This window comes from Cupriavidus sp. FW216-B1 (assembly GCF_058789195.1).
Window position 1 is genome coordinate 19,099 of record NZ_JBYTEL010000035.1, and the last position, 14,573, is coordinate 33,671.

A 14,573-nucleotide genomic window follows, 5' to 3' on the forward strand; every position below is an offset into this window, starting at 1 on the left:
TTGGCCGTAAAAGGCAGTCGCACCGCCACCGATGGCACCAAGATGGGCGCTTTCGGCCATTCGATCATGAACATTGGAATCTCAAGAACTCATGGAATGGTCGAGTACAGCGCATGGCACCGATTTTCGCGTTGGCGATTACATCTTCTCCGGCGGTGGATTCACGAACCTGGCGTGGTCGCCTGACGGTTCGATCCGCATCGAGGGCAATGGCAAATACGAAGGAACTGGTGAGACGCTCCATTGCCTGATCTTGCGCGGCAAAGCGGTACAACCATGCAGCCAGGTGCGACCAACTCCTCCGGCAAACCTGCACAATCCACCGACATCACCACCGGAAGCCGCAGCGCCCTTGCAAGGCCGCGCAGCACCCTCCTGAACGTCCCGATCTATCCGCCGCCGAAGCGCGCTGCCCGGCGTAGGCGCCAAGCGGCGAATGCTCGGGGTAGTGCCGCTCGATCAACTGGTTGAAGCGCTGGAACAGGCGCGGATCCTCGCGCCGCATCAGCACCGCATCAGGCCAACCAGCGCAATCTCGCGCCCCCGGGCGCTTGCCGCGGAATTTGGCCGGACGAGAACCTCAAGGCTTGATGTGCTTGAGCTCGTCGAGCAGCCCGAGCAGCAGTCGCAGCTTGTCCTCGCCGAACTGCGCGAGGATGCGCCGGTAGTTTCTCTCCATGTCCTCGCTCATATCGACAAAGCACTGCTGCCCCGCCTCGCTCAGGCACACCAGCACGCGGCGCTGGTCGTGCCCGGACTTCCAGCGGCGCACCAGGCCGTCGCGCTCCATGCGCGCCAGCACGCCGGTCATGCTCGGCTTGAGGATGCAGGCCTGCTGCGCCAGTTGGTAGATTTCCATCTCGCCTTGCTGGCGAAGGATGCGCACGATGCGCCACTGCTGTTCGGTGAGGTCATGCTGGTTGAGCGAAGGCCGGAAAAAAGCCATGGCGGCCTCGCGCGCCTGCAACAGCGTGAGGGTCAGGGACGGGCGCGGACTGGACATGCGGGGATGCTCGACTGGAATTGGATAAGATTTTAACCATCCTGGTTCCTGCCGGCAAACCCGCTCCCGCTATCGCATGCATATCACCGCGGCACCGATTCATCCGTCTGGCTTCTGACAATGATTTTGGGCGAGATGTCGCTACTGGGGGATCCTCTTGAGCAACTGCTTGACTATAGTTAATATCTTAACTATAAACATAACATGTTAATGAAATCGGGGCGCCCGACGGCAATCCCGATGGAACCAGGAGAACGAAGCCATGCGCCGCGCTGTCAGCGAAGCCGCAACGGGCACCCTGTTCGGCGTCGCGCTGAACTACCAGGGCCTGTTGCGCGGCCGGCTGGAGGAATTCCAGCAGCCGCCCTACCAGAAGCCGCCGGTCAAGCCGGTGCTGTTCATCAAGACACCCAATACGCGCAACGGCGACGGTCAGGCGGTGATCTTCCCCGCCGGCACCGAACGCCTGCAGCCTGGCCCGGCGCTGGGCGTGGTGCTTGCCCGCGACGCCAGCCGCGTCGGTGAGGAACAGGCCATGGACTACGTGGCCGGCTACGTGATCGTCAACGAGTTCAGCCTGCCGGAAGACAGTTATTACCGCCCGGCGGTCAAGGCCAAATGCCGCGACGGCTTCTGCGCGCTGGGCACCGAGGTGATCGGCCGCGACGAGATCGCCGACCCGCACGCGCTGCCGATCCGCCTGCTGGTCAACGGCGAGCTGCGCCAGGAAAATAGCAGCGCCAACCTCGTGCGCGGAATTCCCCGCTTGATCGCCGAGATCAGCGAATTCATGACCCTGCATGCCGGCGACGTGCTGATCACCGGCACCCCCGAAGGCCGCGTCGACGTGCAGCCGGGCGACGAAGTGGTGGTGGAGATCGAGGGCCTCGGCCGCCTGCGCAATCGCATCGTGGCGGAGGCGGTCTGAGATGAAACACGCACGCATCCGCTACCAGGGAGCAATGCACGCCGTCACGGTGGAGGCTGGCAACGCCGTGCGCCTGGCCGATGGCCGCCTGCTCGGCGAACGCCAGGTGGAATGGCTGCCGCCGGCCAGCGGCAGCATGTTCGCCCTCGGCCTGAACTATGCCGACCACGCCGCCGAGCTGGCCTTCAAGGCACCCACCGAGCCGCTGGCGTTCATCAAGTCGCGCGGCGCCTACACCGGCCACAACCAGGTCACCTGGCGCCCGGACAACGTGGCCTACATGCACTATGAGTGCGAACTGGTGGCGGTGATCGGCAGGACGGCGCGCAACGTCGGGCGCGACGACGCCCTCGCCTTCCTGGCCGGCTACACGGTGTGCAACGACTACGCGATCCGCGACTACCTGGAGAACTACTACCGGCCCAACCTGCGCGTGAAGAACCGCGATGCCACCACCCCGGTCGGCCCCTGGATCGTCACGCCCGACGAGGTGCCCGACCCGTCGAGGCTGACGCTGCGCACCTGGATCGACGGCGAGCTGAAGCAGGAAGGCACCACCGCGGACATGATCTTCGACATCCCCTTCCTGGTCGAATATTTCTCCAGCTTCATGACCCTGCAGCCGGGCGACATGATCGCCACCGGCACGCCGGAAGGCCTGGCCGACGTGGTCCCGGGCAACGAAGTGGTGGTGGAAGTGGAAGGCGTCGGCCGCCTGGCCAACCGAATCGTCAGCGAGGCCGAGTTCTTCGCGAACCGCGCCCGCCCGTAACAAGCGGAGGCAGAACCATGATCAGGCACTGGATCAACGGCCGCGAGGTCGAAAGCAGGACCGTCTTCGAAACCGTCAACCCGGCCACCACCGAAGTCATCGCCGAGGTCGCCAGCGGCGGCGCCGAGGAAATCGCCCTGGCCGTCGCCGCGGCCAGGGCAGCCTTCCCGAAATGGGCCGGCACCCCGGCGCGCGAACGCGCGAAGCTGATGCGCAAGCTGGGCGAGCTGATCGACCGCAACGTGCCCAGGCTGGCCGAGCTGGAAACCCTCGACACCGGCCTGCCAATCCACCAGACCAGGAACGTGCTGATCCCCCGCGCCTCGCACAACTTCGAGTTCTTCGCCGAGGTCTGCACGCGCATGGACGGCCACAGCTACCCGGTGGACGACCAGATGCTCAACTACACCCTGTACCAGCCGGTGGGCGTGTGCGGGCTGGTATCGCCGTGGAACGTGCCGTTCATGACCGCCACCTGGAAGACCGCGCCGTGCCTCGCGCTGGGCAACACCGCGGTGCTGAAGATGAGCGAACTCTCGCCCTTGACCGCCAACGAGCTGGGCCGCCTGGCCCTCGAAGCCGGCATTCCGCCAGGCGTGCTCAACGTGGTGCAGGGCTATGGCGCCACCGCCGGCGAGGCCCTGGTCCGCCACCCGGACGTGCGCGCCATCTCCTTCACCGGCGGCACCGCCACCGGACGCAAGATCATGCAGGCGGCCGGGCTGAAGAAGTATTCGATGGAGCTGGGCGGCAAGTCGCCGGTGCTGGTCTTCGACGACGCCGACCTCGACCGCGCGCTCGACGCCGCGCTGTTCACCATCTTCTCGCTGAACGGCGAGCGCTGCACCGCCGGCAGCCGCATATTCATCCAGGAGACGGTCTATGAACGCTTCGTCGAGGCGTTCGCCGCCCGCGCCCGGCGCCTGATCGTCGGCGACCCGCAGGACCCGAAGACCCAGGTCGGCTCGATGATCACCCAGGCCCACCACGACAAGGTCACCGGCTACATCCGCATCGGCATCGAGGAAGGCGCGCGCCTGCTCGCCGGCGGCCTGGAGCGCCCGGCCAACCTGCCGGCGCACTTGTCTCGCGGGCAGTTCATCCAACCGACGGTATTCGCCGATGTGGACAACCGCATGCGCATCGCCCGCGAAGAGATCTTCGGCCCGGTGGTCTGCCTGATGAAGTTCAAGGACGAGGCCGAGGCGCTGCGCCTGGCCAACGACACCGAGTACGGCCTGGCCTCCTACATCTGGACCCAGGACATCGGCAAAGCCCATCGCCTGGCGCGCGGCATCGAGGCCGGCATGGTCTTCATCAACAGCCAGAACGTGCGCGACCTGCGCCAGCCGTTCGGCGGCGTGAAGGGCTCGGGCACCGGGCGCGAGGGCGGCCAGTACAGCTTCGAGGTCTTCGCCGAGGTCAAGAACGTGTGCATTTCCATGGGCAGCCATCACATTCCCCGCTGGGGCGTGTGAGGCGTGGCCAGACGACAGAGCGGCCGTCCGAGGCCGCCGCAACCGCCGGCGTGACATCGACAAGGACAAGAAACGGGCACGGCGCCCCTCACCAGGAGACTCGACATGGGCAAACTCGCTCTAGCTGCCAAGACCACTCACGTTCCTTCGCTGTACCTCTCGGAACTCCCTGGCCCTCGCCACGGCAGCCGCCAGGCCGCCATCGACGGCCACAAGGAGATCGGCCGCCGCTGCCGCGAGCTGGGGGTGGACACCATCGTGGTGTTCGACACCCACTGGCTCGTCAATGCCGGCTACCACGTCAATTGCGCGCCGCGCTTCGAAGGGCTGTACACCAGCAACGAACTGCCGCACTTCATCGCCAACATGGAGTACGGCTTCCCGGGCAACCCCGAACTCGGGCGCATCCTCGCCGATGGTTGCAGGGCCATGGACGTGGACGTGCTGGCCCACGACGCCACCACGCTCGCGCCCGAGTACGGCACGCTCGTGCCGATGCGCTACATGAACCAGGACCAGCACTTCAAGGTGATCTCGGTCTCGGCGATGTGCACGGTGCACTATCTCAACGACAGCGCGCGCCTGGGCTGGGCCATGCGCAAGGCGGTCGAGGAACACTACGACGGCACCGTGGCCTTCCTGGCCAGCGGCTCGCTGTCCCACCGTTTCGCCCAGAACGGCCAGGCGCCGTCGTTCGCCGACCGCATCTGGACCCCGTTCCTCGAGACCCTCGACCATCAGGTGCTGGCGATGTGGCAGCGAGGCGAGTGGCGGGCCTTCTGCGACATGCTGCCCGAGTACGCCGCCAAGGGCCACGGCGAAGGCTTCATGCACGACACCGCCATGCTGCTGGGCGCGCTCGGCTGGTCCGCCTATGACGGCAAGGCGGAGGTGGTGACGCCCTACTTCGGTTCCTCCGGCACCGGGCAGACCAACGCCGTGCTCCCGGTCACCCCGCAGGACGGCGCGGCGATACCCGCCGCGCAGGCCTGGGCCGGCGCCGGCAACCCTTGCGCCAGCCGCCTCTGAGGAAGCCGCCATGCCGCACTTCATCGCCGAGTACACCCACAACATCGAAGCCGAGGCCGACCTGCCCGGCCTGTTCGAGCAGGTCCATGCCTGTCTCGGCGCGAGCGGAATCTTCCCGCTCGGCGGCATCCGCAGCCGCGCCGTGCGCATCGACACCTGGCGCATGGCCGACGGCCGGCACGACTACGCCTTCGTCCACATGAGCCTGAAGGTGGGCGCCGGGCGCGACCTGGCAACCCGCCGGCAGGTCGCCGACGCACTGTTCGCGGTAATCAAGGCGCACTTCGCCGAACTGCAGGCGCGGCGCCCGCTGGCGTTGTCTTTCGAGATGAGCGAGCTGGATGCGGAGCTCAACTTCAAGCAGAACAACGTCCACGCCTTCCTCAAGGGCCAGGCGGGCTGACGCCAGCCGCCGCGGTCAACCCCCGCCGAGAGATATCCCCATGCTCGACTCCACCCTAATCCAGGAAGCCGCCACCCGCCTCGACGCCGCCGAGCGCTCGCGCCGGCAGGTGCGGCAGTTTTCCCTCGACTACCCGGCCCTGGCCATCGAGGACGCCTACGCCATCCAGCGCGCCTGGGTGGCGCAGAAGATCGCCGGCGGCCGCATGCTCAAGGGCCACAAGATCGGCCTGACCTCGCGCGCCATGCAGGTCTCGTCGAACATCGCGGAGCCGGACTACGGCGCGCTGCTCGACGACATGTTCTTCGACGAAGGCGGCGACATTCCGTGCGCGCGCTTCATCGTGCCGCGCGTCGAAGTGGAGCTGGCGTTCATCCTCGGCAAGCCGCTGCGCGGGCCCGGCGTCAGCCTGTTCGACGTGCTCGACGCCACCGAATGGGTGATCCCGGCGCTGGAGATCATCGACGCGCGCATCGAGCAGGTGGACCCGGAGACCAAAGCCACGCGCAAGGTCGTCGACACCATCTCCGACAACGCCGCCAACGCCGGGGTGGTCATGGGCGGGCGCGCCGTGCGGCCGGACGAGATCGACCTGCGCCGCGTGCCGGCGATCCTCTACCGCAACGGCGTGATCGAGGAATCCGGGGTTTCCGCGGCGGTGCTCAACCACCCGGCCAGGGGCGTGGCCTGGCTGGCCAACAAGCTGGCACCCTACGACGTCACGCTGGAGGCCGGCCAGGTGATCCTGGGCGGCTCCTTCACCCGCCCGGTGGCGGCGGCGCCCGGCGACACCTTCCATGCCGACTACGACCGGCTCGGCAGCATTTCCTGCCGCTTCGCCTGAACCCCGGAGATCTATGAACGTCCCGCCGAACCCGTTCAGGCAATGCCTGCAGATCGGCCATGCACAGACCAGCCCGTGCTGCGCGGCACCGGCGGCCAGCGCGCCGTGAAGAGAAGGAACCGCCGGAGAAGGGACCGCCGACGCCTACCGGTATCCCACCACCACCTGCCCCGACTGCCCTTGCAGGACCGGCGTCAGCGCGCCCCTGCCCGGCACCTGGAACGCAAAGACGAAACCGTTGGCGGCATCGTCGCCGCCGAACGCATCGGTCAGCCCTTCGGCGCCGGACAGCAGCACGCAGCGCTGCGCGTTGCACAGGTAGGCCTGCAGGTCGTGCGGCGGCGTGCGGTTGAAGGCGTAGCGCCAGCGCACCGTGGTGATCGCGCCTTCGGCCTGCGGCAGGTAGCCGGTGGGCGTGATGGGCGCGGAGACGGTGCGCAGGCCCTTGCCGTACAGCGCGGGGCCGCTCACGGAAGCGGACCACGAGTGCAGCGTCTGCCCGGCTGGGCCGGCCCAGCCGTGGCCGCCGCAGGCGGCCAGCGCCGCCACGGCGAGACAGCGGGACCAGCGCAGCGGCAGGGTCATAGCAGGCCGCGCAGTTGGGAGCGCAGGCGCGTGATGGCTTGGCTGCGGATCTGGCACACGCGCGATTCGGTGACGTCGAGCACGGCGCCGATCTCGCGCAGGTTGAGCTCCTGGTCGTAGCACAGCGACAGCACCAGCTTCTCGCGCTCGGGCAGGCGCTCGATGGCGCGGATCAGCGCTTCGCGCATGCCGCTTTCCATCAGCACGGTGAGCGGGTTGCCGTCGTCGCTGACGCTCAGGTGGCGGTCCAGGAAATCTTCCTCGCCGGAGCGCTCGAAGTCTTCATAGTGCAGCAACTGGCAGCCGTAGACCTCGTTGAGCAGGGTCTGGTATTCCTCCAGCGGCAGCTCCAGCTCCTGCGCCACCTCGGAGTCCAGCGGCGTGCGGCCGAGCGTCTGCTCGAGGCCGCGCACGGTACGCTCGATGCGCCGCGTGAACTGGCGCAGGCTGCGCGACTGCCAGTCGTTGGCGCGCACCTCGTCGAGCATGGCGCCGCGGATGCGCTGGCTGGCGTAGGTCTCGAAGCGCGCGCCGTGGGTATCTTCGTAGCGCTTGGCGGCATCGAGCAGGCCGATCATGCCGGCCTGGATCAGGTCGTCGAGCTGGACGCTGGCGGGCAGCTTGGCGGCGAGTTGCAAGGCGATGCGACGCACCAGCGACGCATGCGCGGTCACCGTATCCGTCTGTTCGAGCTTTCCCTGAATCGTGTACATGGTGGAATTCTCGTGAGTCCTAGCTTGCTTGCAGGCCCGGCGTTCAGGCCAGGGCCGTGGCCGGCGGCGCCAGGGGCGTGGCCGGAGGGGTTGAACGGTTTTCCGCCGCCGCGGGCGACGGCCAGGCGGCGACGCCGGTGGCCAGGCGGCGCAGGGCGGCCGTGGCCGGCGCGGCCGCGAAGGCTTCGACCACGCAGCGGCCCAGCGCCGCGCTGCGCGCGACCAGCGGGTCGAGCGGCAGGCTGCCCGCCGCGCGCGCGTCCACGCCGAGGTACTGGCTGGCGGTGCGCGCCAGGTTGCCGAGCACCGCGGTGGCGGCCGCGTCGCTGGGCGCGGCGTTGACCACCAGGTGGAAGCGGCGGCAGGCGTAGAGATGGTTGAGCTGCTTGATGCAGGCGTAGGCGGCCTTGATCGAGGCCGGCTCCGCGCGCAGCACCACGATCAGGTTGTGGGCCGCGGCGGCCATCGGCGACAGCGCGCCATCGGCGTCGCCGCGCGCATCGCTGAGCACGGTGCGGTAGCCGTTGAGCAGTTGCAGGTCGCCGCCGGCCTGGGCGCTGGCGGGCAGCACGCCGATGGCGCCGGCGGGACGCTGGCCGAGCGCGGCCTCGAGCGTGGCGGCGCCGCCCAGCACCGCGTCCAGCGTGTCGGCGGGCGCCGCCCCGGACAGCCGCGTGGCGCGCGCGCCGGTGCGGTCTTCGTCGATCAGCAGCACGCGCTCGCCCTGCATGGCGAGCGCGTTGGCCAGGCCGAGCGCGACCGTGGTGGCGCCGGCGCCGGCGTCGCTCGCCACCACCGCGATGCGGCGCGTGACGCGCGGCGCCAGCATGCGCCGCAGGCTTTCGGCCTGGTCGAGGGCGAGAGAATTCACGTCTTACTCTCCCTGCACCTGCGCCAGTGCCTTGAACATGCGGCTGCTGTCGGTAAAGGCGTCCGCCTCCGTGGCGGAAGCGACGGTGGAAATGGCGGTGGAAGCGGCGGTGGAGACAGTGGCAGAAACAGCGGCTGAAACAGCGGGCGCCGCATCGCGGACGGCGGCGCGGCCGTTGCGCGCGGGGTAGTTCTCCAGCACGTCCAGCAGCGCCAGCAGGCGGCCCATGCCTTCGACCAGCACCGCGGCGTTCGGGGTCTGGCGCGCCGGCGCGCGCGCCGACAGGCGCGCGAGGAAGGCGGCGGCCTCGGTGTCGCCGGCCTGCTCCAGGCGCAGCGAGGCGATGGCCATCTGCAGGGCCAGCAGGCGCGCGCAGGCCTGGCCCTCGGCCTGGGCGGCATCGCCGGCGCCGTCCTGGCGCTCGCCCTGGCTCAGGTGGTCGAGCGCATGGCCGAGCGTGCGCAGCTGTGCCTCGCCGTCTTCGGCCCAGCGCGCCCAGCGCGCCAGCTGCGCGCCCTCGCCGAGCAGCGCGGGATCGCACAGCAGGTACTGCACGGCCAGGGTCTGGCCGTTGTCGAGATCGACCACGCGCGAGACCAGCAGGCCGGCTTCGATGCCGCCCTCGGCGCCGCGCGCGCCGCGCACCTGGCTTTCCAGCACGCGCACCGGCGCCTGCGCGACCCACTGCGCGGCGGCGCGGCCGCGGTATTCCATTTCCTCGACGGCGTGGAAGGTCAGCGTGTCGGCCAGCGCGTCGACCTTCAGCGCGGCGCCGCCGCTGACCACGCGCGTGGTCCTGCGGGTGGCGGTGAGCCAGCGCTCGCCCGCGGTCTGCCAGCGCGCCAGCATGGCCGGCGCCGGCATAGCGTCGAGCACGTTGACGACGGTGCGCGTGGCGGCGATGGTGGCGGCCAGGTTGACCGCGTCGGTCTCCCAGCCGCCTTGCGTGGCCTGCAGCACCGGCGCGGTGCGCCCGCCGGGCGCCACGGCGGCGGCCAGCGGCAGGCCGTCGCGGTCGGCCAGCCACAGCGTGTGCAGCCACGGGCGCGCGGCGCGGCGGCCGGCCGCGGGCGCGGCCACCACGGCGCTCAGCGCGAGCACGAAGCGGTCGCACTGGCGCACCAGATCGCGGCAGACGGACTCGCGCACGTGCTGCGCCATCAGCCGCGCCGAGGGCGCGCTGTCCGCGCGCTGCTGCCAGAGCGTGCGCACCAGGTCGAAACCGTAGTTGCCGCCGTCGAGCTGGTCGACGCAGTCGCTCACGGCGTTGGCGCTGTCGGTCAGCGAGCGCAGCATGCCGTCGGCGCCGGTGGCGGCGGCGCCTTCGCCGCGCGCGGGCAAGGCGCGGCGCGCGGCTTCGGCCTCGGCGAACACGGAGCCGCGGCGCGGGGTCTGGAAGGCGCGCTCGACCAGGGCGGTGCCGCTGGCCAGCTCCAGGTGCTCGGGCACGCGCTGGCCGGTGGAGGCGTAGTAGACCGGCAGGCGGTGGCGGATCACCACGTCGAGCACCGAGCCCAGGTGCGTGGCTTCGTCGAGCTTGCTGACGATGCAGCCGTCGATGCCGCCGTCGGGCGAGGTGTCGTGGCGGTAGGCGTGCACCACTTCGTTGAGCGTGTCGCCGTGGCTGGCGCCGTTGAGCAGCAGGATGCGCTGCACCGGGGCCTGCACGCCGCCCAGCATGGCGATCTGCTCGGACAGGCTGCGGTCGCGCTGGCTCATGCCGACGGTGTCGATGATGACCAGGTGCTTCTCGCTGAGCGCGGCCAGCGCGAAGCGCAGGTCGGAGGCGTCCTTGACCGCGTGCACCGGCACGCCGAGGATGTCGCCGTAGATGCGCAGCTGCTCGTGCGCGCCGATGCGGAAGGTGTCGGTGGTCAGCAGCGCGAGCCGTTCCGGGCCGTGCTTGAGCACGAAGCGCGCGGCCAGCTTGGCGGTGGTGGTGGTCTTGCCCACGCCGGTGGGGCCGACCAGCGCCAGCACGCCGCCCTGCGCGAACAGCGCGTCCTCGTCGCCGAGCACCGGCACCTTGCGCGCCAGCTCCTGGCGGATCCAGGTCATGGCGGCGGGCCGGTCGTGGCCGAGCGGCAGGTGGCCCAGCAGCGTGCGCGCGAGCTGGCCGGAGAAACCGGCCGTGACCAGCCAGTTGAACAGCGAGTCGCGCAGCGGGTCGCCGCCGGTGGCGGGCAGGCTGTGCGTGCCGACGGCCGCGGCCTGGCCGGCGAACTGGCGCTCCATCATGGCGCGCATGTTCTGCAGTTCGCCGCGCAGGTCGCCCAGCGCGCCGTCGACCGCCACGGTGGCCGGCGGCGGCGTGAAGACCGGGGCGTTGCTGGAAATCGCGCCGAGATCGGTGTCGCGCATGGCGACGATCTCCACGCCGCCCTCGACGGTGCGGTTGGACAGCACCACGGCGTCCGGGCCCATCGCCTCGCGCACCTGGCGCAGGGCCTCGCGGCCGTTGGCCGCAACGAATTTAGCTACGCTCATCTTGCGTCATCCCTCACGCTGCGCCGCCGATCATGGCGGTGATCCTGATGTTTCGGTTGTCCGGCACCTCGGCATGCGAGAGCACCTTGAGCTGCGGCATGGTGCGGCGCAGGAAGCGTGCCAGCAGCGGGCGCAGCGGATGCGGCACCAGCAGCACGGGGTCCAGCCCCAGGTGTTCCTGGCGCGATACCGCGGCCTGGGTCTGCTGCAGCAGCGCGTCGGCCAGGCCCGGCTCGATGCCGCCGCCGTTGGTCAGCGCCTGCGACAGCACGCGCTCCAGCCCCGCGTCGAGGCCGATCACCTGCAGGTCCGCGCCGTTGGGGAACCACTGCTGGGTGATGGCGCGGCCCAGCGCCACGCGCACCAGCGCGGTGAGCTCGTTCGGGTCGCTGATCTTGGGCGCGTGCTCGGCCACCACGTCCAGCACGGTGCGCATGTCGCGGATCGGCACGCTTTCGTCGAGCAGGTTCTGCAGGATCTTCTGCAGCGCCGTGAGCGTGATGACCTTGGGCACCAGGTCCTCGGTGAGCTTGGGCGACTCCTTGGCGATGCGGTCCAGCAGCGCCTGCACTTCCTGGCGGCCGAGCAGCTCGGCCGCGTGCAGGTGGATCAGGTGGTTGAGGTGGGTCGCCACCACCGTGCTGGCGTCCACCACGGTGTAGCCGTAGGTCTGCGCCTGCTCCTTGAGCGCGGCGTCGATCCACACCGCCGGCAGGCCGAAGGCCGGGTCCTGCGTGGGCGCGCCGGGCAGCGCGCCGGACACCTGGCCGGGGTTGATGGCCATCCACTGCCCCGGCGAGGCCTCGCCGCGGCCGATCTCCACGCCCTTGAGCGAGATGCGGTAGGCGTTGGGCTTGAGCTCGAGGTTGTCGCGGATGTGCACCACCGGCACCAGGAAGCCGATCTCCTGCGCCACCTTCTTGCGGATGCTCTTGATGCGGCCCAGCAGCTCGCCGTTCTGCGCGCGGTCCACCAGCGGGATCAGGCGGTAGCCCACTTCCATGCCGAGCGGGTCGACCAGCGAGACGTCGTCCCAGCTCGCCTCGGTCGATTCCGGCGCGGTGGCGGGCACGCGCTCCTCGCGCTTCTTGTCCTGCGCCGCCGCCACGTCGCGGCGCGACACGTAGCGGCCGAACCACACCAGCGCGCCGGCGAACAGCAGGAAGGCGAAATGCGGCATGCCGGGGATCAGGCCCATCATGCCGATGATGCCGCCGGTCAGGTACATCACGCGCGGGTTGGAGAAAAGCTGGCCGGTGAGCTGCTGGCCCACGTCCTGCTCGTTGGCCACGCGCGAGACGATCACGCCCGCGGCGGTGGAGATCACCAGCGCGGGGATCTGCGCCACCAGGCCGTCGCCGATGGTCAGCAGCGTGTAGTTGCGCACCGCGGTGGAGAAGTCCAGGTCGTGCTGGAGCATGCCCACCACCATGCCGGCGCCGATGTTGATGAACATGATCAGCAGGCCGGCGATGGCGTCGCCGCGCACGAACTTGCTGGCGCCGTCCATCGCGCCGTAGAAGTCCGATTCCTGCGCCACTTCGGCGCGGCGCTTCTTGGCGCCTTCTTCGTTGATGAGGCCGGCGTTGAGGTCGGCATCGATCGCCATCTGCTTGCCCGGCATGGCGTCGAGCATGAAGCGCGCGCCGACTTCGGCGATGCGGCCCGCGCCCTTGGTGATGACCATGAAGTTGATCACCACCAGGATGGCGAACACCACGATGCCCACCGCGAAATTGCCGCCCACCAGGAAGTGGCCGAAGGCCTCGATCACCTTGCCGGCGGCGTCCGGACCGGTGTGGCCCTCGAGCAGCACCACGCGCGTGGAGGCCACGTTGAGCGACAGGCGCAGCAGCGTGGAGAACAGCAGCACCGACGGGAAGGCGGCGAAGTCCAGCGCCTTCTGCGTGTACATGCCCACCAGCAGCACCATGATCGACAGCGCGATGTTGAACGTAAACAACAAGTCCAGCACGAAGGGCGGCAGGGGCAGGATCATCATGCCCAGGATCATGATGATCAGCAGCGGCCCTGCCAGGGCCTTCATCTGGCCGCCGCCGGCGCGCGCGCCGGGCAGGTTGAACAGCGAGGTCAGTGCGTTCATGCGTGGCTTTCCGGTACGGCGAGTTCGTCAGGCACCAGCAGGTCCGCGGGCGCCTGCGGGTGCGGGCCGTTGGTGTGGTGCCAGTGCTTCAGTTGATAGACCCAGGCCAGCACTTCGGCCACGGCGGTGTAGAGGCCGGACGGGATCTCGTGGCCCAGCTCGACGTGGCGGTGCAGCGCGCGCGCCAGCGGCGGCGCCGACAGCAGCGGCACGTTGTGCTCGGCGGCGATCTCGCGGATGCGCGCGGCCACTTCCTCGCTGCCCTTGGCGACCACGCGCGGCGCGCCCATGCGGCCTTCCTCGTAGCGCAGCGCCACGGCGAAGTGGGTCGGGTTGGTCACGACCACGTCGGCCTTGGGCACCTCGGACATCATGCGGCGGCGCGCCATCGCGCGCTGCTGCTGGCGGATGCGGTTCTTGATGTGGGGGTCGCCCTCGCTGTCCTTGTGCTCCTGCTTGACCTCTTCCTTGGTCATGCGCAGCTTCTTGAAGAAGGTCCAGTACTGCCAGGGCACGTCGAGCGCCGCCACCAGCACCAGCGAGGCGGCGATCAGGCCGCAGCAGTGGAGCACGAACTCCAGCATGTGCAGCAGCGCCTCGTGCAGCGGCGCGTTCATCAGCGCCACCGCCTCGCCCAGGCGGTGCCACAGCACCCAGGCCGCCACGCTGCCCACCAGCAGGGCCTTGGCGATGGCCTTGGCCAGCTCCACCAGCGATTGCGAGGAAAACAGGCGGCCCACGCCCTTGAGCGGGGACAGGCGGGAGAAATCGGGTGCGAGGGACTGGGTGGAGAACAGCCAGCCGCCCAGCAGCATGGGGCCGGCCAGCGCCGCCGCGCCGAACAGCAGCAGCAGCGGCAGGAAGGCCAGCAGGCCTTCCCAGACGTTCATGGCGAAGCGCGACATCATGCGCGAGGTGTCGAACGCCGTGGCCGGCTCGAAGGCCAGGCTGGCTTGCATCACGGCGTTGAGCTTGCTGCCGAGCGTGCCGCCCAGCGCCCACAGGCCGGCCACGCCGCTCATCAGCATCATCAGGGTGGCCAGTTCGCGCGAGCGCACGACCTGCCCTTCCTCGCGCGCCTTTTCCAGGCGCCGGGGTGAGGCGGGTTCGGTTTTCTCGAGATCGCTTTCTTCGGACATGGCCGCTCCGTTACGAAGCGGCATGCTGGCCCTTCGTCAGCAACGATTATCGGAGCGCGAAGCGGCGGGCATTAGCGGGAATAGGGCGGGGATTCTGGCGCTGTTTGCGCGATGGCGCCTCCCCCCGGGGGAGGCGCCGCGGGGGGGGGGGGGGGGGGGGGGGGGGGGGGGGGGGGGGGGGGGGGGGGGGGGGGGGGGGGAGGGGGGGGGGGGGGGG

The 14,573-nt window shown here is 69.6% G+C and carries 14 protein-coding genes; 7 read left to right on the top strand and 7 right to left on the bottom strand.

The genetic code is table 11. The features are described 5' to 3' along the window. The first annotated feature begins 73 nt into the window (after positions 1-73). Positions 74-379, top strand: a complete 306-nt coding sequence (locus AC3WXD_RS33755) for a hypothetical protein (RefSeq protein ID WP_492325574.1) — start codon at positions 74-76, stop codon at positions 377-379. 201 nt (positions 380-580) lie between these two features. Here AC3WXD_RS33755 and hpaR read toward each other — a convergent pair whose 3' ends face one another. Beyond that, positions 581-1,003: a homoprotocatechuate degradation operon regulator HpaR gene (gene hpaR / locus AC3WXD_RS33760; RefSeq protein ID WP_020423938.1), complete on the bottom strand. Its 423-nt coding sequence runs from the start codon at positions 1,001-1,003 to the stop codon at positions 581-583. A gap of 262 nt (positions 1,004-1,265) precedes the next feature. On the opposite strand from hpaR, the gene AC3WXD_RS33765 reads away from it, so the two are divergent. From AC3WXD_RS33765 to hpaH, 6 genes are all read left to right on the top strand, one after another. Next, positions 1,266-1,931 carry a fumarylacetoacetate hydrolase family protein gene (locus AC3WXD_RS33765; protein ID WP_492325575.1) on the top strand — a complete coding sequence of 222 codons (666 nt, stop codon included), beginning with the start codon at positions 1,266-1,268 and terminating at the stop codon, positions 1,929-1,931. A gap of 1 nt (position 1,932) precedes the next feature. Further along, a complete protein-coding gene (locus tag AC3WXD_RS33770) occupies positions 1,933-2,703 on the top strand; it encodes a fumarylacetoacetate hydrolase family protein (protein WP_492325576.1) in 771 nt (256 codons plus the stop codon). Between the two features lie 17 nt (positions 2,704-2,720). Further along, positions 2,721-4,181, top strand: a complete 1,461-nt coding sequence (hpaE, locus tag AC3WXD_RS33775; protein ID WP_492325577.1) for a 5-carboxymethyl-2-hydroxymuconate semialdehyde dehydrogenase — start codon at positions 2,721-2,723, stop codon at positions 4,179-4,181. Positions 4,182-4,286: 105 nt separating this feature from the next. Continuing rightward, positions 4,287-5,210: a 3,4-dihydroxyphenylacetate 2,3-dioxygenase gene (gene hpaD, locus AC3WXD_RS33780; protein ID WP_059415732.1), complete on the top strand. Its 924-nt coding sequence runs from the start codon at positions 4,287-4,289 to the stop codon at positions 5,208-5,210. 10 nt (positions 5,211-5,220) lie between these two features. Then, entirely contained in the window at positions 5,221-5,613 is a 393-nt protein-coding gene (locus AC3WXD_RS33785; RefSeq protein WP_492325578.1) for a 5-carboxymethyl-2-hydroxymuconate Delta-isomerase, read from the top strand. Between the two features lie 40 nt (positions 5,614-5,653). Continuing rightward, positions 5,654-6,457, top strand: a complete 804-nt coding sequence (gene hpaH, locus AC3WXD_RS33790) for a 2-oxo-hept-4-ene-1,7-dioate hydratase (RefSeq protein WP_492325579.1) — start codon at positions 5,654-5,656, stop codon at positions 6,455-6,457. A 144-nt stretch (positions 6,458-6,601) separates the two neighbouring features. On the opposite strand, the gene AC3WXD_RS33795 is transcribed toward hpaH, so the two are convergent. The 6 genes from AC3WXD_RS33795 to flhB are packed head-to-tail and all read right to left on the bottom strand — an operon-like array spanning position 6,602 to position 14,356. Beyond that, complete coding sequence (locus AC3WXD_RS33795) at positions 6,602-7,042, bottom strand: flagellar protein FlhE (protein WP_020205582.1); 441 nt, start codon at positions 7,040-7,042, stop codon at positions 6,602-6,604. Then, complete coding sequence (locus AC3WXD_RS33800; RefSeq protein ID WP_020205581.1) at positions 7,039-7,755, bottom strand: RNA polymerase sigma factor FliA; 717 nt, start codon at positions 7,753-7,755, stop codon at positions 7,039-7,041. The genes AC3WXD_RS33795 and AC3WXD_RS33800 overlap by 4 nt, the downstream gene beginning before the upstream one ends. 43 nt (positions 7,756-7,798) lie before the next feature. Continuing rightward, complete coding sequence (locus AC3WXD_RS33805; RefSeq protein ID WP_492325580.1) at positions 7,799-8,626, bottom strand: MinD/ParA family ATP-binding protein; 828 nt, start codon at positions 8,624-8,626, stop codon at positions 7,799-7,801. Positions 8,627-8,629: 3 nt separating this feature from the next. Continuing rightward, positions 8,630-11,113 carry a flagellar biosynthesis GTPase FlhF gene (gene flhF / locus AC3WXD_RS33810; RefSeq protein WP_492325581.1) on the bottom strand — a complete coding sequence of 828 codons (2,484 nt, stop codon included), beginning with the start codon at positions 11,111-11,113 and terminating at the stop codon, positions 8,630-8,632. Positions 11,114-11,126: 13 nt separating this feature from the next. Further along, a complete protein-coding gene (gene flhA, locus AC3WXD_RS33815) occupies positions 11,127-13,217 on the bottom strand; it encodes a flagellar biosynthesis protein FlhA (protein WP_020205578.1) in 2,091 nt (696 codons plus the stop codon). Next, positions 13,214-14,356, bottom strand: a complete 1,143-nt coding sequence (flhB, locus tag AC3WXD_RS33820) for a flagellar biosynthesis protein FlhB (protein WP_020205577.1) — start codon at positions 14,354-14,356, stop codon at positions 13,214-13,216. Before flhB ends, flhA begins: the two co-directional genes overlap by 4 nt. Between the last annotated feature and the right edge of the window lie 217 nt (positions 14,357-14,573).

Coding starts and splice junctions, on each gene's coding strand:
- AC3WXD_RS33770 (WP_492325576.1), top strand. CDS start 1,933: ATGAAACACGCACGCATCCGCTACCAGGGAGCAATGCACGCCGTCACG.
- hpaH (WP_492325579.1), top strand. CDS start 5,654: ATGCTCGACTCCACCCTAATCCAGGAAGCCGCCACCCGCCTCGACGCC.
- AC3WXD_RS33800 (WP_020205581.1), bottom strand. CDS start 7,755: ATGTACACGATTCAGGGAAAGCTCGAACAGACGGATACGGTGACCGCG.
- hpaR (WP_020423938.1), bottom strand. CDS start 1,003: ATGTCCAGTCCGCGCCCGTCCCTGACCCTCACGCTGTTGCAGGCGCGC.
- AC3WXD_RS33785 (WP_492325578.1), top strand. CDS start 5,221: ATGCCGCACTTCATCGCCGAGTACACCCACAACATCGAAGCCGAGGCC.
- AC3WXD_RS33765 (WP_492325575.1), top strand. CDS start 1,266: ATGCGCCGCGCTGTCAGCGAAGCCGCAACGGGCACCCTGTTCGGCGTC.
- hpaE (WP_492325577.1), top strand. CDS start 2,721: ATGATCAGGCACTGGATCAACGGCCGCGAGGTCGAAAGCAGGACCGTC.
- flhA (WP_020205578.1), bottom strand. CDS start 13,217: ATGAACGCACTGACCTCGCTGTTCAACCTGCCCGGCGCGCGCGCCGGC.
- flhB (WP_020205577.1), bottom strand. CDS start 14,356: ATGTCCGAAGAAAGCGATCTCGAGAAAACCGAACCCGCCTCACCCCGG.
- AC3WXD_RS33795 (WP_020205582.1), bottom strand. CDS start 7,042: ATGACCCTGCCGCTGCGCTGGTCCCGCTGTCTCGCCGTGGCGGCGCTG.
- hpaD (WP_059415732.1), top strand. CDS start 4,287: ATGGGCAAACTCGCTCTAGCTGCCAAGACCACTCACGTTCCTTCGCTG.
- flhF (WP_492325581.1), bottom strand. CDS start 11,113: ATGAGCGTAGCTAAATTCGTTGCGGCCAACGGCCGCGAGGCCCTGCGC.